General features: G+C 66.8%; 9 protein-coding genes. 6 read left to right on the top strand and 3 right to left on the bottom strand.

Features of this window, described 5'->3' with window-relative positions; all coding sequences use genetic code 11:
• The first annotated feature begins 4 nt into the window (after window positions 1-4).
• Together tatB and tatC are read left to right on the top strand one after the other, a co-directional pair.
• Window positions 5-631 carry a Sec-independent protein translocase protein TatB gene (tatB, locus tag ACCQ16_RS20100; RefSeq protein ID WP_122272124.1) on the top strand — a complete coding sequence of 209 codons (627 nt, stop codon included), beginning with the start codon at window positions 5-7 and terminating at the stop codon, window positions 629-631.
• Entirely contained in the window at window positions 628-1,365 is a 738-nt protein-coding gene (gene tatC, locus ACCQ16_RS20095; RefSeq protein WP_057680805.1) for a twin-arginine translocase subunit TatC, read from the top strand. Before tatB ends, tatC begins: the two co-directional genes overlap by 4 nt.
• Before the next feature lie 184 nt (window positions 1,366-1,549).
• Here the strand turns inward: tatC and ACCQ16_RS20090 are convergent, their stop codons facing one another.
• The gene (locus ACCQ16_RS20090) at window positions 1,550-2,449 is read right to left on the bottom strand and encodes a BPSS1780 family membrane protein (RefSeq protein WP_122272125.1); all 900 of its coding nucleotides are present in this window, start codon (window positions 2,447-2,449) and stop codon (window positions 1,550-1,552) included.
• Window positions 2,450-2,508: 59 nt separating this feature from the next.
• Window positions 2,509-3,261 (bottom strand): glutamine amidotransferase, encoded by a 753-nt coding sequence (locus tag ACCQ16_RS20085; protein ID WP_277573362.1) that lies wholly within the window; start codon window positions 3,259-3,261, stop codon window positions 2,509-2,511.
• Between the two features lie 469 nt (window positions 3,262-3,730).
• Between ACCQ16_RS20085 and xopAD the strand changes: the two genes are divergently transcribed.
• The gene (gene xopAD / locus ACCQ16_RS20080) at window positions 3,731-12,385 is read left to right on the top strand and encodes a XopAD/skwp family type III secretion system effector (RefSeq protein WP_277573363.1); all 8,655 of its coding nucleotides are present in this window, start codon (window positions 3,731-3,733) and stop codon (window positions 12,383-12,385) included.
• Window positions 12,386-12,746: 361 nt separating this feature from the next.
• Here xopAD and ACCQ16_RS20075 read toward each other — a convergent pair whose 3' ends face one another.
• Window positions 12,747-14,561 (bottom strand): GspE/PulE family protein, encoded by a 1,815-nt coding sequence (locus tag ACCQ16_RS20075; RefSeq protein ID WP_372380099.1) that lies wholly within the window; start codon window positions 14,559-14,561, stop codon window positions 12,747-12,749.
• 89 nt (window positions 14,562-14,650) lie between these two features.
• On the opposite strand from ACCQ16_RS20075, the gene glyQ reads away from it, so the two are divergent.
• The 3 genes from glyQ (at window position 14,651) to ACCQ16_RS20060 (ending at window position 19,707) form a co-directional block, all read left to right on the top strand.
• Window positions 14,651-15,559 (top strand): glycine--tRNA ligase subunit alpha, encoded by a 909-nt coding sequence (gene glyQ / locus ACCQ16_RS20070; RefSeq protein WP_277573364.1) that lies wholly within the window; start codon window positions 14,651-14,653, stop codon window positions 15,557-15,559.
• Between the two features lie 318 nt (window positions 15,560-15,877).
• Window positions 15,878-18,118 carry a glycine--tRNA ligase subunit beta gene (gene glyS, locus ACCQ16_RS20065; RefSeq protein WP_277573365.1) on the top strand — a complete coding sequence of 747 codons (2,241 nt, stop codon included), beginning with the start codon at window positions 15,878-15,880 and terminating at the stop codon, window positions 18,116-18,118.
• Window positions 18,118-19,707, top strand: a complete 1,590-nt coding sequence (locus tag ACCQ16_RS20060) for a tetratricopeptide repeat-containing sulfotransferase family protein (RefSeq protein ID WP_277573366.1) — start codon at window positions 18,118-18,120, stop codon at window positions 19,705-19,707. The genes glyS and ACCQ16_RS20060 overlap by 1 nt, the downstream gene beginning before the upstream one ends.
• Window positions 19,708-19,776 lie beyond the last annotated feature (69 nt).

The raw sequence follows: 19,776 nt of genomic DNA, 5'->3' as shown, positions 1-19,776 counted from the left end.
GTCGGTGTTTGACATAGGTGTTGGCGAACTGACGCTCATCGCGGTCGTCGCCCTGGTGGTGCTCGGCCCCGAGCGTTTGCCCAAGGCGGCCCGATTTGCCGGATTGTGGGTGCGCCGCGCCCGAATGCAGTGGGATTCTGTCAAGCAGGAACTCGAACGCGAACTCGAGGCCGAAGAGCTCAAGCGCAGCCTGCAGGACGTGCAGGCCTCGCTGCGCGAGGCCGAAGACCAGCTGCGCAACACGCAGCAGCAGGTCGAGCAGGGCGCCCGCACGCTGCATGACGACGTCAGTCGCGATATCGACATCCGCGCCAGCGCCACGCCGGTGGCAACGCCGCTGGAACTGGCCCATGCGGATTTGTCTGCCAGCCCCGATGTGGATGCAACAGCCGGCGTAACCGATGCGGCTGGAGCTGCACATACCGCGCCGGTGATTGCGCAGGCTCAACCCATTGCGCCAGCGCCGCATCAAACCCTGGTTCCGGCTCCGCACGACACGATAGTGCCCGCGCCGCATGCCGCGCATCTTGCCAGCACGCCCGAGCCGGTCGCCGTTGCGCCAGTCGATGCGGGCACACCGGCCGCGTGGACGCCGGGCGCGCCAGCCAAACTCCAGGAGAAACAGCCGTGAGCCTGTTCGACGACGCACAGGCCGAAAGCAGTCTGATCGAGCATCTGGTCGAATTACGCGCCCGCCTGGTCCGCGCGCTGATCGGTCTGGGCGTGGTGTTGCTGGCGCTGCTGCCGTTTTCGCGGGCGATCTATTCGTGGCTGGCCGCACCGCTGATCTCGCAACTGCCGCTGGGGCAGACGATGATCGCGATGAATCCGGCCGGCGCGTTCTTCGCCCCGCTCAAGCTGACCTTCTTCGTGGCGGTGTTCTTCAGCGTGCCGTGGCTGCTGTATCAGGCCTGGGCGTTCGTGGCGCCGGGGTTGTACCAGCGCGAAAAGAAGCTGGCATTTCCGCTGCTGGCGTCGGCGGTGGCGCTGTTCTATATCGGCTGCGCGTTCGCCTATTTCCTGGTGTTGCCGGCGGTGTTCCACTTCCTGACCACGTTCAAGCCAGACGTGATCGCCATTACCCCGGATGCCAATTCGTACCTGGATTTCGTGCTGGCCATTTTCTTCGCCTTCGGCGCGAGTTTCGAACTGCCGGTGGCCTTGGTGATCCTGGTGCTGCTGGGCTGGGTCAGCCCCAAGCAGCTCAGCGAAGGCCGCGGCTACGCCATCGTGGGCATCTTCATCCTGGCCGCCGTGCTCACCCCGCCAGACGTCGTATCGCAGCTGATGCTGGCCATCCCGATGTGCCTGCTCTACGAGCTGGGCATCATGGCCTCGCGTGCGGTAGCGCCGAAGAACGCTTAGTGCCGTCGCTGCACCCAAGCGCGCCGCCATGCAGGTGCGCGGTGCGGTCGTCTTCGGGCACATGCGTCGCTGCGCGGCATCGCCCCGGACGCCATGGTCCACGTTAGGAGCGCGCCCGGGCGCGACGAAGCCTATGTCGAGAAGCCCCGGTCGCGCCCATGTGCGCTCCTACGGCTAAGCGAATTCAAGCAACAAATACATCCGGTCGCGATGGCGGGGCTGGTTGGGCGGCGGCGCCGGCGTGGGTGAACATCTGCTTCCACGCGGCGTAGACCGAACCGGCGAACACCGGCATCAGCACCGCCATCAACAGCAGTTGGGCCAGCCACATCGCCACGGTCTGGCCGGCAATCAGGCCGACGATCAGCGCCACGATCATGACCGCGAAATAGATCGCGAAAATGGCGATGAAGGCCAGGACGAAGAACACCAGCATCGCCGGCAGGTTGTGCAGGCTGGCGCGCAGGCTCGCGCGCAGCGCGTGGCCGCCGGTGCTGCGGTCGAACATGACCTGCGGCGGCATCACGAACAGCGCCAGCGTCATCGCCGCGAAGGTGGCGATGGTCAGCAGCAGCCACAGCAGGATGCGCCCGGCCGGCAGGCTGGCGGCTAGCTGCTCGATCTGCACCGGGTCCGGCTGCGCGCCGGACTGGCTGATTTGGTTGATCTTCACCATTACCTCGGAGAGCTGCTGCAGCCCGCTGGCGCCGATCATCGCCAGCAGCAGCACGCCCAGCAGCAGGCCGGCGATCAGCTGCGGCAGCAGCGACACCAGCAGGTGCGGCGCGCGGCCGTCCTGCAGGCCATGCAGCAGATGCGACGGTTTGGCGATGCGGCCTTCGTCCACTTCGCGGATGGCCCACAGCAGGCCGCCCATGAACAACGGGCCGGCCAGCACCAGCAGGAACTGCAGAGCCGGGCCCAACAGCGGCACCAGGACCGACAGCGATACCACCAGCGAGGCGGCCACGCTCCAGATCACCCCCATCGAGCCAAGCGCCAGCGGCGCCCGCTTCAACAGCGAGAAACCGGTCAACAGCCACTCTGCGCCGGCAGATGCCGGCACCTTACGAATTTCGCTCATTCCCATTCCGGATCGATACGCGCGCCGGACCATCCGGCGTCACGCGATTATCGCTGCTTTTACGTGTGCGCGGCGGGACGAGCGCTCACGGTTTGCAACCGGCGTGCGTGATGCACGAAGCGGCGCAACAGCTTGCGGGCGATGGGGGCGGCGGTGACCTCGCGGGCGACCGTGCGGGCGCAACGTCCGTGGCGGGCAATGCAGTCGGCACGCGCCTGCACATAGCCGCGCATGTGGTGGGTGGCGAATTCGGGGTGGAACTGGACGCCCCAGGTGGCCCGGCCCCAGCGGAAGGCATGGCAGCGGTCCTGCCGGGAGTGCGCCAGCACGATGGCGCCGTCCGGGGCACGCACGACCGTCTGCAGATGGGTGGCATGGGCCGGGAACTGCGGCGGAAGCCCTGCGAATAAAGGATCCTGCTCGGCCGGCGGGTGCAGCTCCAGCGCGATGGTGCCGGATTCGCGCCCGGCCGGGTTGTAGTCGACCTCGCCGCCCAGCGCGTGCGCCAGCAACTGGTGCCCGTAGCAGATGCCCAGTAGCGGCATGCCCTGATGGGCGGCATGGCGCAGCCATTCGGCACTGCGTTCGCTCCAGTCGGCGCGGTCGGTCACGAAGGCGGCCGAACCGCTGACGATGATGCCGGCAAAGTCGGCCGGGTCGAGCAGCGCGTCCCCATTGGCAACGTCGATGGCCACCGTTTCCTGCTCGGCCAGCCCGGCCGCCACGCGGATCCAGTGCGGAAAACGGCCGTATCGCTTCATCTCCGGCACGGGCTGCCCGGTTTCGATGATCAGGAACGGCAAAACGGACATGCGCAAAGATCCGGACACAACAGATGCCCCCGATTGTAGGCGGCAGCGACGCGTTTTTTTCAAGCGGCACTCCAAGACGCGCGCTGCGGGTCATTGCCGAATGACATGTCCTGATTCCCTCGCGGCGGGATGCCGATGATGGTAGCGGTGGTCGCCGACGGGTGCATGTCCTGGATATCGGCAGACAAGCGCACGGCTGGAATGACAGTGCCTCTGCGCCGTCGCCGTGGTCAGGTCGACGCAAGGTTCGGCGGGATTGGTGTGGAAAAACATCGGATCGTGCATAACCTTCAGAACACTGCGCTTGACGCCAGCGGAGCACGTCGCCGTGCCGGCGTGCTGCATCCCACGCGTTCGATCCATGCAATGTAGTAGGGCCATTGGCCCAACGCGCAGCGGGCGTCGCACACGTCGTCGGCGCTTCGTATTGAAGAAGTCGCTCGCGGGCAGATTGACTAAATTTCCGGGCATGAAAACCCATGCCACCAATCCAACTGCGTTCCGCACAAACTCGCCCTACGCTCATGCCGAAAAGTCCGGGCTAACGGAGGATCAGTCAGCAGCCAGCAGCAGCGGCGCGCATCAACCGCTTGGACGGCCGCCTAGAAAACGGCAGAGGATGGAGTCGGATGACCCAGGGGCCTCGACGCGCGACAGGCGGCCCTTTACGACAAGCGCCGTAAAAAAAGAGGAAATCGATGCCAGCGAAGTCGCATGGGACAGGCGCGTTCGGCCGTGGCAGCCGGCTGTCGTCAAAATCGAGCGCATCAAAACCGAGCGGTATCCGGACAGGGTGACCGCTGACGTCGGCGCGTCGTCAGCGCATTATCGGCCACAACGATCGTCGCAGCATGGTGTGGAGGCAAAAGCATCTCTTCGACCGCGCGAACAACCCTCCGAATGGTCCGCCAGAAAGCGACCGCGTGAAGAGCAGGCGCCATCTCGGCAGTCAAAGCGGCCATTCCATGGCATGGGGCTGACGACCGAGGACCTGCGTAGGGCCGAACATCAGCTGGACTGGGCGGCAAAAAAACGGCTACATGCGCAGCGACAGCAACAGCAGCGACAGTTGAGCGAGCCCCACGGAATCGCTCGCAACCACAATGCGGGCCTGTGCGTGTCGATGGCATATGACAACGAGCTGGCGCATCGCATGCGTGGCGGGATGGCGCTGCCCTTCCTGGAAGAGAGTGTCAACGCGCAAGTCAACGCGCAGCGGCTGGACAAATATCTTCAGCTGGTTGCCAATGCACGGCGCGCCAGGGCAGGCGTGACGCCCCACGATCTGGATCGTTGCACCGAGCTCGCGGCGCAATACCTGTTTGGGACCGGATGGTTCGAAGGCGCATCGCTGGCGCAGCTGGCGCATGTGGGCAATAAGCTGAGCAAGCACACGAACCAGCCCGCATGCATGGAGGCAATCGCGTGGATCGCCGGGCAGCTCGATCAGGCCGATGATCTCGTGGGGCTGGGGGCCTACCCGTCAGTTCTGCTTCTGAATGCCTTCTCGAAGAATCTCGACAGCGGCCGGTGTGAACGCGCGGTGGCGCGTCTGGCACGTCATCTGCGGCGTGACGACCACGCACGACAGGGGCTGAGTGCGCAGAACATCAGCCTGGCACTCAATGCCTTCAGCAAGTGGTCCGATAACCCGGACTGCCAGGCGACGGCGCACCGGTTTGCCGCGCTTGTCGCCAGCGACAAGCGCCTGCGTTGCGCCATGGATGCCCAGAGCGTGGCGACCGCGCTCAACGGCCTGTGCAAATGGCCCGACACGCCGGACTGCGAGAATGCCGTCAGCGCGCTCGCCGAGCGGTTGGCCGACGAGTCCAGATTGCGCAAGGAACTGAAACCGCAAGAACTGGGAAACGCGCTCAACGCCCTGAGCAAATGGGCCGACACCCCGGTCTGTGCAGCTGCCGCCAGTGCGCTGGCCGAACGGTTGGTGGACGATCCCGGCTTGCGCAAGGCCCTGGACCCGATCAACGTGAGTCAGGCGCTCAACGCGCTGAGCAAATGGGCCGATATACCGGTGTGTGCGGCCGCCGCCATCGCACTGGCCGAGCGGTTGGCCGACGACCCCAAGCTATGCCGGGCCCTGAATGCGCGAGGCCTGTCCAATGCGCTCAACGCCCTGAGTAAATGGCCCGACAGCCAGGTCTGTGCGGCTGCCGTCAGTGCGCTGGCCGAGCGGGTCGCCGACGACCCCGAGCTGCGCAAGAACCTGGACCCGCAGGGCGTGTCCAACGTGCTCAACGCGCTGAGCAAATGGCCCGACACCCCGGTCTGTGCCGCCGCCGCCAGTGCGCTGGCCGAACGCGTGGTCGACGATCTCCAATTGCGCGATGGTCTGGACCCGCAAGGTGTGGCCAACGCGCTCAACGCGCTGGGCAAATGGCCGGATATACCGAGCTGTGCGCAGGCCGCCAGCGCGCTGGCCGGGCGGCTGGCCCACGATCCCGAGCTGTGCAAGGCCCTGGACCCGATCAACGTGACCCAAGCGCTGGACGCGCTGAGCAAATGGCCCGATACACCGATCTGCGGGCAGGCCGCCAGTGCGCTGGCCGCGCGGCTGGCCCACGAGAGGAGGTTGCGCAAGGCCCTCAAGCCGCAGGAAGTGGTCATCGCGCTCCATGCGCTGAGCAAATGGCCCGACACGCCGATCTGCGGAGAGGCCGCCAGCGCGCTCGCCGAGCGGGTGGTCGACGAGCCCCAGTTGCGCAAGGTGCTCGACGCACACCAGGTTGTCACCACGCTCAAGGCCTTGAGCAAATGGCCTGACAAGCAGGTCTGTGCGGTTGCCGCCAGCGCGCTGGCCGGGCGGCTGGCCGACGAGCCCCAGTTGCCCAAGGACCTGGACCGGCAAGGTGTGGTCATCGCGCTCAACGCGTTGAGCAAATGGCCGGACACGGCGGTTTGTGCTGAGGCCGTCAACGCGCTGGCCGAGCGGCTGGTCGACGAGCCCGACCTGCGCAAGGAACTTGGCCCGGTCGACGTGACCAACGTCTTGAACGCCTTGAGTAAATGGCCGGGCACCGCGGTCTGCGCGGAAGCTGCCCGCATGTTGGCAGGGCGCCTGGTCGGCGATCGCCAGTTACGCAAGGCCTTCAATGCACTGGACGTGGCCAACGCGTTGAATGCCTTGAGCAAATGGCCTGACACCCCGGTCTGTGCCGCCGCCGCCGGTGCGCTGGCCGAGCGGCTGGCCGCCGATCCCGGGTTACGCAAGGATCTCAATCCATTGGACGTGGCCAATGCGCTCAATGCCCTGAGCAAATGGCCCGGCACGCCGGTCTGTGCGGCCGCTGCCAGCGCACTGGCCGCACGGGTGGCCGCCGATCCCAGGTTGCGCAAGGCCTTCGACGCGCAGCAAGTGTCCACCGCGCTCAACGCCCTGTGCAAATGGCCCGACAACCAGGCCTGTGCGGCCGCCGCCAACGCGCTGGCCGAACGGCTGATACGCGAGCCCGCTTTGCGCGACGTGCTCAAGTCGCGAGAAATGACCAACGCGCTTAACGCCCTGAGCAAATGGCCCGACGCGCCGGCCTGTGCGGCCGCCGCCAGCGCGCTGGCCGCACGGGTGGCCGACGATCCCAGGTTGCGCGCGGCCTTCGACGTGCAGCAGGTGGCCACCGTGCTCAACGCCCTGAGCAAATGGCCCGACAACGCGGCCTGTGCGGCCGCCGCCGGCGCGCTGGCTGAGCGCTTGGCCGACGAACCCGAGCTACGCCACGCCCTGACCGCGCATGGCGTGGCCACCGTGCTCAACGCCCTGAGCAAGTGGCCCACCGTGCCGGTCTGTGCGGCCGCCGCCGGTGCGCTGGCCGAGCGGCTGGCCGATGAACCCGAGTTACGCAATGCCCTGAGCGCGCATGGCGTGGCCACTAAGCTCAACGCGCTGAGCAAATGGCCCAACACGCCGGTCTGTGCGGCCGCTGCCAGCGCGCTGGCCGAGCAGCTGAGCGACGATCCCGGCCTGCGCAAGGCGCTGGACGCTTCCAACCTGCCCCAAGTGCTCAACGCCCTGAGCAAATGGCCGGACGCGCCGGTCTGTGGCGAGGTGGTCAACGGGCTGGCCGAGCGATTGGTCGACGACCCCGAGTTGCGCAATGCCCTCGACGCGCTAGGCGTGGCCAATGCGCTCAACGCCATGAGCAAATGGCCCGAGATGTCGGTCTGTGCGGTTGCCGTCGACGCGCTGGCCGCACGGCTGGCCAACGAGCCCGGGTTGCGCAAGGATCTGTGCCCGCAAGGCGTTGGCAACGCACTCAACGCCCTGAGCAAATGGCCCGACGCGCCGGTCTGCGCTGCCGCCGCTAGCGCACTGGCCGAGGGGCTGACCAACGATGCCGGCTTGCGTCGCGCCTTCGACCCTATCAACGTGAGCCAAGCGCTCAATGCCCTGAGCAAATGGCCCGGCACGCCCGCCTGCGAGACCGCCATCGACGTCCTGGCGGCGACGCTGGCCGACGATCCCGATTTGCGCAAGGCCCTGGACCCGCAAGGCGTGGCCGTCGCGCTCAACGCACTGAGCAAATGTCTCGCCAGGCCGGTGTGCCGGTCGGCATTCGTGCTGGTCGCCGAGCGTGCAGGCTCGGCCGAGCTGCCCTGGCGGCAGTTCCAGATGCGGGGGATCGCGGTGTTGGCCAACGCGATGTCCCGCCTGCTGCACCTGGACGATGAGGACGATGAGCAGGTCCGGACCCTGGGTGTCGCCAAGCTGCAGGCGATGGCCGGGCACCTGGATGTGCATCGCGAGCGGTTTGCGTCCGCGTCGGCCGCCGACATCGGTGTGCTCTTCAAGGCCCTTGCATCGGCGCGGCTGCAGCGCCAGATGCGTCCGCTGGGACAGCCAGCGCTGGAGCGGGTGTCGATCCTGATCGGGGACGACGGATTACGCCAGACCAGCCTTGAGGGGATCGGCAGCCTCTGCATGGGACTGTTGCCGCTGATCCGCAGTCCGGAGTTGGCCCCCCGCCATCGGGGCCAGGCATTGCCCGTGTTCGATACGTTGCAGCCCATCGTCGCGCGCAAGATCGACCTGTACCTGGGCGGCGACGGCGCGCGCGCGTCGGCCGACATCGAACAGCATGCCACGCGCTGCCCGGCGCTGACCTTCTACCAGGTGCTCAAGGCCTACGCGGTGGTGAGCCGGCAGTGGAAAGCGCGCCATCTGGACGGCCCGCGCAAGCAACTGCGCCAGCGCCGCGATGAACTGTCGAAGTGGGTGGACCTGACGCTGGCGCGCACGCGCGAGGCGATCGAGGCGGACCTGGGCGAGATGAGCTGGAACCTGATCGCGCAGATCGAGGCCGGCGACCGGATGTTCGACGCCCTGGACCTGCGCATGGCCAAGGACGCGCCGGCCATTACCCAGGCCCATCCACCCACCCGCTTCGACCTGGACAGTGGGCGCCTGAGCATGTCCACGGTTCCCGGCCGGCCGGTGGCGCCGGCGCCCGGCCGCGGCAGCACGACCCATGTGGTGGTCGATCTGGTGGGCAAGGAGCTGTCGACCAACCGTGCCGAATCGGACAAGCCGTATTCGCTGTTTGCACGCCTGACCGGGCTGCCGCTGGTGGAAGTGCAACTGCCTGGCGAGCTATCGACCTTCATGCTGGCGCGGACGTTCAACTACAACGGCGAGCCCTGGCGCTTCGACCTGTTCGGCGGTAGCCGCGCGGCGCGCGGCAAATCCGGCAGCCACAGCCTGGTGCTGTCCCAACGCAAGGAGTCGGCGTCTCTGTTGCCGGCGTTCCGCTATGCCGACACCGCCCCGGGCAGCAGCCTGATGCATCTGGCGGCCAAGCTCGCTCCGCAACGCGAGGACTGGTCGCGCATGCAGCGCTCGCTGCTGGAGATGGTGCCCAGTGACCATGTCGTGGAAGGCACGCTGCGCCTGGGCGTATTCGATGACGTCGAGGGCCCTGCGCATCCGTTCAAGCCGTTGGCCGTGGATGGCACTGCCCTGGCGTTGTGCCCCAACGATGGCTGCGGCTTCCTGAAGCTGGAGGTGGCCTTGGCCATTCCGGCCTTCCGCAAGCATTACGAGGCCTGGCACGCGGTGCAGGCAAACCAGGCCACCGATGAGCAGCGCGAGCTGGTGGCCAAGGACAAGGGGCCTTCGATGATGCCGGCGCAGGCGCTGCAGCATTACCCGCGCGATGCCGAGGCGCTGGAAGAGGCGCACGCGGCGATGCAGGACCGGCTGCGGACACTGGAGCCGACAGGCGATGATCCGCTGTGGGTGTACAGGCCGCTCATCGGCGGTGGCTACCAGGGCCAGCGCGTGCGGGCGGTGCCGTCGGCCGACGACAGGGTGCATCTGCCGCAGCAGCGCAGCCAGGCCTTCGACGTCGCGGGCGGCCCGTTGCTGCTCGGCAAGCCGCCCTACGACAAAGAGAATCTGCTGCCGGTGCCGGAACAGCGCATCGCCACCGTGGCCCAGGGCGACGCCACCGCCGCGTTCCTCTCCCAGTGCTTCGGCATCCAGTACAGCTACACCGGTTTCGATGATCGCTCCGGCGTCGATCCGCAGATGCTGCACAGCAAGGGCATGCTGGTGGTGGTGCCCGATCAGCAGTGGCCGGCTGAGTTCAGCGACACCGACCTGGCCTGCTCCAAGGAAGATCTGAAGACGCTTTCGTGCTGGACAAACGGCCGTGACCGCGGTGCCTTGCCGCGCGACATCCTCAGCACCGGCAGCCTGCGGCTCAAGGACATCGTGGAGCCTGGGCGCCTGGGCGCATTGCCGATCGAGGAGTTGCGCAAACGCGACATGGACACCGACGGCGACGACGCCTTCATCTACGCAGGCTATCCCAAGCTGGCTGCGCTGATTTCGCGGGTGATGGATCGCAAGGCCAGGCTCGGTCGGCAAAAGTCCTTCAAGCCGCCGAAGACGGCCACGCCGGCCATCGACCCGGTCAGCGGCCACTACCAGCCAGGGCGGCTGTCGGAAATCATGGCCCTCAAGCGCGGTCAGCGCATCACCTCGGCGGCCGCCACGCTGGCGGCGCGCTTCATGGGGCAGCCGAACGAACTGCGCGAAGCGATGGCGCGCGACATGATGTTCGGCACCTACGATGGCATCGAGCGCGGCTTGCGCAACGGTTTGCGCGAGCTGCTCGAAGAGCCGGTCCGCGATCCGGTGGTGTTGGCCACGCTGCGCGTGCAGGCGCGCGAGGCGATCGAACGCGCCCACCTGCCCGAGGCGCGTGAAGCTGCCGCGTTGCTGCACGCGCAGCTGCTTGCGCTTGAGACGGACCCGGCCGCCGACAGCGCCGCGCCGGCGTTGCCCGAGGCCCTGGCTGAGGCGTTTCCCGGTTTGGCCAAGGCCTACGAGTCCGCCGCTGGCGTGGAGGCGCGCATCCACGCCATCCTGGACAACTACCCGGTGTGCCGGCTGTCGCATGCGCAGTTCCCGGACGGGCAACCCGGGCTCGTCCCCGGCGAGCCGGAACTGACCATGCGCAACCTGTTCACCATCGCGATCAAGGTCGGCACCGATGCGCTGAAGTCCGACACCGGCACGGCACTGTTCGCCAAGATCGTGGAGGCCTGCGAACGGTCCGAGCGGAACTTCGCCGAACGGGTCCGCAACGTGCCCTACAGCAGGGCAACCGCCCGGGCCATGCAGGACGGGCGCTTCGATCCCGAACAGACCAAGCTGCTGCTGCAGCGCATGCCGTCGATGGCCGCCGGCGTCATGGAAGACGCGCTCGAGGCGCTGCAGCAGGCCGGCTGGATCGCCCGGTCGCAGCCGCCGGCCGAGCGTCTGCGCGACGTGCAGCCGCAGGACATCGCGCTCAAGGCACAGGCCTTGCTCAGGCGCGCTCGCCAGATGGAGCCGCAGGTCACCGACATGCTGCAGAACATCGCCGCGCGCCATGGTGGGCAACTGGCCGGCACGCAGCATCAACTGAAGTCCTACGGCTCGTTGCAGGAAAAGCTCAAGCAGCGGGTGGCACTGAAAAAGCAGACGCTGGAAGAAGCGGCGGCGGGCGTCAACGATGCGCTGCGCTACAGCGTGGTGCTGGAACCGCAGGACTTCACCGCCGGTCTGCGCGCCACGCTGGCTGCACTGGACGACCAGGGCCATGCACGGGTCAAGCTGACCAATCAATTCACCGATTACCCGCCAGTCTTCAAGGCCATCAATGTCACGCTTCGCAGCCCTGAGGGCGCGCTGTGGGAGATCCAGTTCCACACGCCGGAGACCTTCGCGCTCAAGGAGCGCTTCCACGACCTGTACAAGCGCGCCCATGCCCTGGCGGTTGGCGGTGCGTCGCGGGCCGAGCAGCGCACCCTGCAGGCGCCTGCACTGGAGGCCTTCAAGCGCGTGGCCTCGCCGCCAGGATGCGAGGAGATCGACAACTGGCAGGAAGAGACCATGCCGGCGTTGCCAAGCGCCACGCCCACGCCCGGCGCCGAGCAGACTGCCGGCACTGCAGACCCATCGTCGGCATCCGGTGTGTTCGACACCGCCGCAAGCAAGCAGGCGGCGCTGACCCCGGTGCTCGGCACGCTGGCCGAAGGCTTGGGCGCGCGGCTCTGGGGCAACGTGCGCTACGACGCCAGGCAGGGTCGGATCGAGCAGGTGCAACAGGCCCCGTTCCAGAAATCGGTCGCCTCGATCAAGGACAAGATCCGGCGCCATCTACGCGCCGGCATGACTGCCGAACAGGCCGCGCTGAGCGTGGGCGATGCGCTGCGCTATGCGCTTGAGCTGCCGTCCGAGGGTTTCGTGATCAAGGTGCTGGCGGCACAGGACGCACTGCGTCGGCAAGGAATCACGTGCGTGAAGCTGAAAAATTACTTCACCTCGGGAGACGGCACCTACCGGGGCATCAATGCCAGCTTCACCGATGCCGAGGGCTACACGTTCGAAGTGCAGTTCCACACGGCCGAGAGCTTCAACGCCAAGGCGCAAACGCACCTGCCGTACAAGCGCATGCAGTTGGCGCAGACACGCCTCGACAGGGAGCTGCAAAAACCTCAGCCCGATCCGGTCAGGCAGGCAAGACTGACGCAGGAGATCGCAGGGCACCAAAAGGCCATGCACGAGATGACCGCCAAGGTGCGCAAACCCGCCGGGGTCGAGCGTCTGGGAGCGCGCGCATGAGGGCCAATCCATCTTCCGGAACGTGGACAAGTGCGACAGTTGGAAAGTTCGAGCTGCGGGCCAGATGGCGTCTCCACCATGACGGCACGAGCGCCGAGTTGCGCTGGTGCGGCAACATCGAGCGCGTGGCGTACGCAAACGGCGTGGAAACCGGGCGTGTTTCTGCGTGCGTGCCCACCGACAACGTGCCTGAGCGAAAACGAGCGATCGGCAGGGATCGGTCCCACTGTGTGCAAAAAATTTTCTACTCAATCCCCCGACCCTCGATGCCTTGCGGCCTCGAGAATCCCCCCGATCATGCACGCGCGTGCCGGCCGCCAACCACGCCAAAGCGGCGTGCTCACCAGGACGGAGGATCCGCTCACTCCCGCGGCGGCAACACCGACAGCACTTCTTCGATGGTGGTCAGCCCGGCGGCGACCTTCTCCAGGCCGGTACGGCGCAGCGTGCGCAGGCCTTCGCCGCGGGCAGCCTGGCTGAAGCTGGCAAGTTCCGTGTCGGGGCGGATCAGGGTACGCAGGCGCGGGCTGACCGGCAGCAGTTCGTACAGGCCTACCCGGCCCAGGTAACCGGTGCGGCGGCATTCCAGGCAACCGACCGGTGCGTGCACGTTGAGCGGTTCCGGCAGCGCTTCGCCGGGCTCGCGGATGGCCGCCCAGTCGGCGTCGCTGAGCGTATGCGGGCGCTTGCAGTGCACGCATAACGTGCGCACCAGTCGCTGCGCCAGCACGCCGTTGAGGGTGGAGGCCACCAGGTAATGCGGCACGCCCAGGTCGAGCAGACGGGTGATGGCCGAAGCGGCATCGTTGGTGTGCAGCGTGGACAGCACCAGATGCCCGGTGAGCGAGGCCTGCACCGCCATCTGCGCGGTTTCCAGGTCGCGGATTTCGCCGATCATGATGATGTCCGGGTCCTGGCGCAGCAGCGTGCGCACGCCGCTGGCGAAATCCAGGTCGATGTTCTGCTGCACCTGCATCTGGTTGAATTCCGGCGCGATCATCTCGATCGGGTCTTCCACGCTGCACACGTTCACATCCGGCGTGGCCAGGCGCTTGAGCGTGGAATACAGCGTGGTGGTCTTGCCCGAGCCGGTGGGGCCGGTGACCAGCACGATGCCGTGCGGGCGCTCGACCAGCGCGCTCCAGCCGGCGGCCTCTTCCGGACTGAAGCCGAGCTGCTCGATGCTCTTGAACGCCGAATCCGGGTCGAAGATGCGCATCACGCATTTCTCGCCGAACGCGGTGGGCATGGTGGACAGGCGCATTTCCACCTCGCGCCCGCCCGGCGAGCGGGTCTTGATGCGGCCATCCTGCGGGCGACGGCGTTCGGCCAGATCAATGCGCCCGAGCACCTTGATGCGGCTGACCACGGCGGTCATCACCGACGGCGGCACTTCCAGCACCTTGTGCAGCACGCCATCGATGCGGAAACGCATGCGCCCGGCCTCACGCCGCGGTTCCAGATGGATGTCGCTGGCGCGCTGCTCGTAGGCGTACTGCAGCAGCCAGTCGACAATGTGCACGATGTGGTGGTCGTCGGCATTGACGTCGCCGGCGCGGCCCAGTTCCACCAGTTGCTCGAAGCTGGGCAGGCCGGCGTTGGGTTCGGTGCTGCGCGCATCGCTGCGCGCGCCGCGTACCGACTGGGTGACACCGAAGAACTCCATCGTGTAGCGATGCAGATCCAGCGGGTTGATCAGCGCCAGCTCGATGCGGCGCCGGCTCAGGTGTTGCACGTCGGCCAGCCACTCCAGCGCCAGCGGCTCGCTGGTGGCGATCAGCACGCGCTCGGCATCCAGCGCCAGCGGCAGGATGCGGTGCCTGCGCGCATACGCATGCGAGACCACGCCGGTGACCGCGGCCACATCGATACGGGTGGGGTCGATGCGCAGATAGCGCAGGCCGGTGCGGGTGGCCAGCCATTCGGTGAGCCGTTCCAGGCCCAGCTCGCCGGCCGGCGGCTGCGCGGCGTGCAATTTCAGATTGGCCAGCAGCACCAGCGGATGCACATCGCTGGCGGTGCGCGCGCCGCTGGCGGAGAACTGCACGCGCTCGTGTTCGTGCGGTACCACCATGCCGTCGGCCAGCAGGGCCGCGGCCACCGGGTCGAACATCAGCCGGCCGCGCGGCAGCAGTGCCACGGCGTGATCCGGATCGGCGGTGCGCCGCTGTTCCATGCGTGTTTTCCCCAGCAGCGGTGCTGCGCGGCAAAGCGCCGCGGGTCGGCCGGTATACTAGCGCACCCCTTCCGCACGGCCTTTGCTGCATGTCCGATTCCCGGCGCGTTCCAATCACTTTCCAGGGCCTGATCCAGACCCTCAACCAGTACTGGGCCGAGCAAGGCTGCGTGCTGATCCAGCCGCTGGACCTGGAAGTGGGCGCGGGCACGTTCCATCCGGCCACGTTCCTGCGCGCGCTGGGGCCCGAGCCGTGGAATGCGGCGTACGTGCAGCCTTCGCGCCGTCCCACCGATGGCCGCTATGGCGAAAATCCCAATCGCCTGCAGCGTTATTACCAGTACCAGGTGGCGATGAAGCCCAACCCGGACAACATCCAGGACCTGTACCTGGGCTCGTTGCAGGCGCTGGGCATCGACCCGATGGTGCACGACCTGCGCTTTGTCGAAGACAACTGGGAATCGCCCACGCTCGGCGCCTGGGGCCTGGGCTGGGAAGTCTGGCTCAACGGCATGGAAGTGACCCAATTCACCTACTTCCAGCAGGCCGGCGGGCTCGAATGCAAGCCGGTGCTGGGCGAGATCACCTACGGCCTGGAACGGCTGTGCATGTATCTGCAGAGCTGCGACAACGTCTACGAGCTGGTGTGGACCTACGGCCCGGACGGCGCCGCGGTGACGTACGGCGATGTGTACCACCAGAACGAGGTGGAGCAGAGCACCTACAACTTCGAGCACGCCAATGTGGCCGAGCTGTTCCATCGCTTCGACGCCTGCGAAGCCGAAGCCAGGCATCTGGTCGAGGTCGGCCTGCCGCTGCCGGCGTACGAGCAGGTCACCAAGGCCAGCCACGCCTTCAACCTGCTGGATGCACGCCGCGCGATCAGCGTGACCGAACGCCAGCGCTACATCCTGCGCGTGCGCGCGCTGGCCCAGGGCGTGGCGCAGGCGTACTACGCCCAACGCGAGAAGCTGGGATTTCCTGGTGTGAAGAAATAACCGAGAGCCCCTCTCCCACCGGGAGAGGGGGTGGGGTGAGGGTCGGGGCGTAGCCCTCATGCACCCAACCTCCACAGGGCTTCGCCCGTCCCCTCATCCGCCTCTGCGGGGCACCTTCTCCCCCATGAAGGGGGACAATGTCCCGCAGGGAGAAGGGACTAGCGAGCCCCTCTCCCCTCGGGAGAGGGGTTGGGGTGAGGGGACGAGGCGCAGCCCTCATGCACCCAACCTTCCACAGAGCTTCGCCCGTCCCCTCATCCGCCCCTTCGGGGCACCTTCTCCCGCAGGGAGAAGGGACTACGCAAAGGTCCATGTCATATGAGCGAACAACTTCCCCTGCTGATCGAACTGGGCACCGAAGAGCTGCCGGTCAAGGCGCTGCCGGGTCTGGCGCAGGCCTTTTTCGATGGCGTGCTGAGCGGCCTGGAAAAGCGCGGCGTTGCCGTCACCCGCGGCGATGCCAAGCCGCTGTCCACCCCGCGCCGTCTGGCGGTGCTGCTGCCGGGCGTGGCCACCGAGCAGCCGGAGCAGCGCTCGGAAGTGCTGGGGCCGTATCTCAACATCGCCCTCGACGCCGAAGGCCAACCGACCAAGGCATTGGCCGGTTTCGCCGCCAAGGCCGGTATCGACTGGACCGCGCTGGAACGCACCAGCGACGCCAAGGGCGAGCGTTTCGTGCATCGCGCAGTGACGCCGGGCGCGCGCACGGCCGACTTGTTGCCGGAGATCCTGCGCGAGGCCATCGCCGCGATGCCCATCCCCAAGCCGATGCGCTGGGGCGCGCACGAATACGCCTTCGCACGGCCGGTGCAATGGTTGGTGCTGTTGTTCGGCAGCGAGGTGATTCCGGCCGAGTTGCTGGGCGTACGCGGCGACCGCATCACGCGCGGGCACCGCTTCATGCATGGGGGCGCAGTGTCGCTGGCGGCACCCGGCGACTACGTCGATGCGCTGCGTGCGGCGCACGTGCTGGTGGATCCGGACGCGCGCCGTGCCCGCATCGTCGACGAAGTGCAGGCGGCCGCCAGGCAGGCCGGCGGCAGCGCACGCATCAGCGACGACAACCTGGAGCAGGTGGTCAACCTGGTCGAATGGCCGGCGGCGGTGCTGTGCAGTTTCGAACGCGATTTCCTGGCGGTGCCGCAGGAAGCGCTGATCGAAACCATGGAGATCAACCAGAAATTCTTCCCGGTGCTGGACGACGGCGGCACCTTGACCGAGCAGTTCATCGGCATCGCCAACATCCACTCCAAGGACGTGGCCGAAGTGGCCAAGGGCTACGAACGCGTGATCCGTCCGCGCTTTGCCGACGCCAAGTTCTTCTTCGACGAAGATCTCAAGCAGGGCCTGCAGGCGATGGGCGAAGGCCTGTCCAGCGTCACGTATCAGGCCAAGCTGGGCAGCGTGGCCGACAAGGTCGCGCGCGTGGCGGCGCTGGCCGAGGCGATTGCACCGCAGGTCGGTGCCGACCCGGTGCAGGCACGGCGTGCTGCGGAATTGGCCAAGAACGATCTGCAATCGCGCATGGTCAACGAATTCCCGGAATTGCAGGGCATTGCCGGCCGCCATTACGCCAAGGCCGCCGGCGAGCCGAGCGAGATTTCGCTGGCCATCGACGAGGCCTACCAACCGCGTTTTGCCGGCGACGACATCGCGCTGTCGCCGCTGGGCAAGGTGCTGGCGATTGCAGAACGGCTGGATACCTTGGCCGGTGGCTTTGCGGCCGGGTTGAAGCCGACCGGCAACAAGGACCCGTTCGCGCTGCGGCGCAATGCGTTGGGGTTGGCGCGGACGGTGATTGAGAGTGGGTTTGATCTGGATTTGAAGAAGCTGCTTGTTGAGGCAAGAAATCAGATCAATGTTCAGGCCAGTGCCAGGCAAACACTCAAGACAGAAGCTGCGCTAAGTAAAGCCAAGGACGCAGGAGCTGCTTTGCCGAAATCTGTCGAGAAGGAAGCACACACGGCGCTGGCACAGTCTGGCCAAGATGCCGAAATCTTCGACTTCATCCTCGACCGCCTACGCGGCTATTACGCCGACAAGGGCGTACCTGCAACGCATTTCAACGCGGTCGCCGCATTGTTCTCCGTCACGTCCGAAGCCGTGCCGACACCGACCAGCGTAGGAGCGCACCCGGGCGCGACCCACGGATCGCTCTACGACTTCGACCGCCGCATCGATGCCATCGGCATCTTCGCCACGTTGCCCGAAGCCGACGCGTTGGCCGCGGCGAACAAGCGCATCCGCAATATCCTGCGCAAGGTCGAGGGCGAGATCCCCGGCGACATCGACACCAGCCTGCTGCGCGAACCGGCCGAACAAGCGCTCGCCGAAGCGGTGGAAGCGGCCATCGGCGACACCGGCGATGCCTTGCATCGTCACGACTATGTCGCCGTGCTCGCACGCCTGGCGCGCCTGCGCCCGCAGGTGGATGCGTTCTTCGACGGCGTGATGGTCAATGCCGACGACCCGCAGCTGCGCGCCAACCGGCTCGCACTGCTGAAGAAGCTCGGCGACCGCCTCGGCAGCGTCGCCGCCATCGAGCATCTGTCCAGCTGATGTCCAGGTCGGCGGGCGCGCTGCACTGGCAGGCCGCCCAGGCCGCGTTGGCGCGGCGCGACCTGGGCGTGGCAGCGTCTGCATTGCAGGCGCTGCTGGGGGTGGAACCGACGCATGTGGCTGCACGCGTGCTGCTGGCCGGCACCGTGTTGGCCAACGGCCGCATGCGCGAGGCCGTGACGCAACTCCAGCTGGCCGCTCGCGATGTGGGCGACGATGTGGCGATGCGTTGCCGTGTGGCGCAGGCCCTGTTGCGCGTGGGCGAGCATCACACGCTGCATGCGCTGCTGCGGCATCCCTCGGTGATGCAGTGCCGCGACGGCGCGACCTTGGCTTTGCTTGCACACGTGCACCAGTCCTTGGGCGAACACGTCGAGGCACTGGCGATGATGCAGCGCGCACAGGCGTGCGGATTCGATGGTCCGGACTTCCGTTTTTTTCTTGCGGTGCAACTGCAGTTCAATGGGCGCCTGGATGAGGCGGCGCAGGCCTTGGAGCAGACCCTGGCGCTGTCGCCCGGCTACGGCCGTGCAGCGCTCGCGCGTGCGCGGCTGCGCCGTCAGACCACCGGCAGCAACCATGTCGCGCAATTACGTCAGCAATTGCAGCTCGCCAAACCCGACAGTGAAGATCGTGCCGGGCTGGCCTTCGCGTTGTACAAGGAGCTGGAGGACCTGGGCGACACCGCTGCCGCCTGGGACGCGCTGCAGCACGGCAATGCAGTGATGCATGCACGTCTGCGCCACGATGCCGATGCCGAGGCAGCGCTGTACGCGCAACTGGGTGACCTGGCTGCGCGGGGCGTGTTCGCAGCGCAAGGCACCGGTGCCTTACAAGGTCCGCAGCCGATCTTCGTGCTCGGCCTGCCGCGCTCGGGCACCACGGTGCTGGAGCGCATGCTGGGCAATCATTCGCAGGTCGTTTCGGCCGGCGAATTGAACGACTTCGGTCATCAGTTGCGTTGGGGCGCCGATCAGGCCGGGCGCAGTCTGCTGGACGCGCCGCTGTTGCAGGCGCTGCCCACGCTGGATTATGCGCAGATTGGCGCGCGGTATCTGCAACAAACGCAGTGGCGTGCCGGATCGGCGCGCTGGTATATCGATAAATTGCCGGCCAATGCGGTGGCGATCGGCGCGATTGCGCGCGCACTGCCGGGTGCACTGATCGTGCACCTGGTGCGCGAGCCGATGGCGGTATGTTTTTCCAATTACCGCGCGCTGTTCGGCGATTCGTATGCCTACAGTTACGACCTGCACACACTGGCGCGTCACTATCGGGCGCATCACGGCTTGATGGCGCAATGGCGCGCTGCCTTGCCGGGTCGGGTGATCGATGTGGACTACGCGCAGATGGTGCGCGATCCATCCACGGTGCTGCAGCAGTTGATGGCATATTGCGGGCTGGACATCGAGCCGGGGCAGATCGACATCACGCGCAATGCCGCAGCGTCGGCCACGCTGAGCAGCGTGCAGGTGCGCGAGGGCGTGCACAGCCGCAACGTGGAGGAATGGCGCCGCTATGCAGTCCAGCTGGAGCCTTTGCGGCAGGCGTTGTCGCAGGCGGGTCTGATCGATGCTGGCGTGCATTGACAGCAGCCATTAGGTCTTGGGCGGCGCACCAGACGCGCTGCGAGCACGTTTCATCGGCCTCCAGTTCGA

Source organism: Xanthomonas sp. NCPPB 1062 (assembly GCF_041481705.2).
In the GTDB taxonomy this organism is placed as follows: Bacteria; Pseudomonadota; Gammaproteobacteria; order Xanthomonadales; family Xanthomonadaceae; genus Xanthomonas; species Xanthomonas euvesicatoria.
This window is presented reverse-complemented; position numbering and strand designations above follow the sequence as displayed.

Excerpts from the sequence above, each read along its gene's own strand:
- ACCQ16_RS20090 (WP_122272125.1), bottom strand. The coding sequence starts at position 2,449 with ATGAGCGAAATTCGTAAGGTGCCGGCATCTGCCGGCGCAGAGTGGCTG.
- glyS (WP_277573365.1), top strand. The coding sequence starts at position 15,878 with ATGAGCGAACAACTTCCCCTGCTGATCGAACTGGGCACCGAAGAGCTG.
- xopAD (WP_277573363.1), top strand. The coding sequence starts at position 3,731 with ATGAAAACCCATGCCACCAATCCAACTGCGTTCCGCACAAACTCGCCC.
- ACCQ16_RS20075 (WP_372380099.1), bottom strand. The coding sequence starts at position 14,561 with ATGGAACAGCGGCGCACCGCCGATCCGGATCACGCCGTGGCACTGCTG.
- ACCQ16_RS20085 (WP_277573362.1), bottom strand. The coding sequence starts at position 3,261 with ATGTCCGTTTTGCCGTTCCTGATCATCGAAACCGGGCAGCCCGTGCCG.
- ACCQ16_RS20060 (WP_277573366.1), top strand. The coding sequence starts at position 18,118 with ATGTCCAGGTCGGCGGGCGCGCTGCACTGGCAGGCCGCCCAGGCCGCG.
- glyQ (WP_277573364.1), top strand. The coding sequence starts at position 14,651 with ATGTCCGATTCCCGGCGCGTTCCAATCACTTTCCAGGGCCTGATCCAG.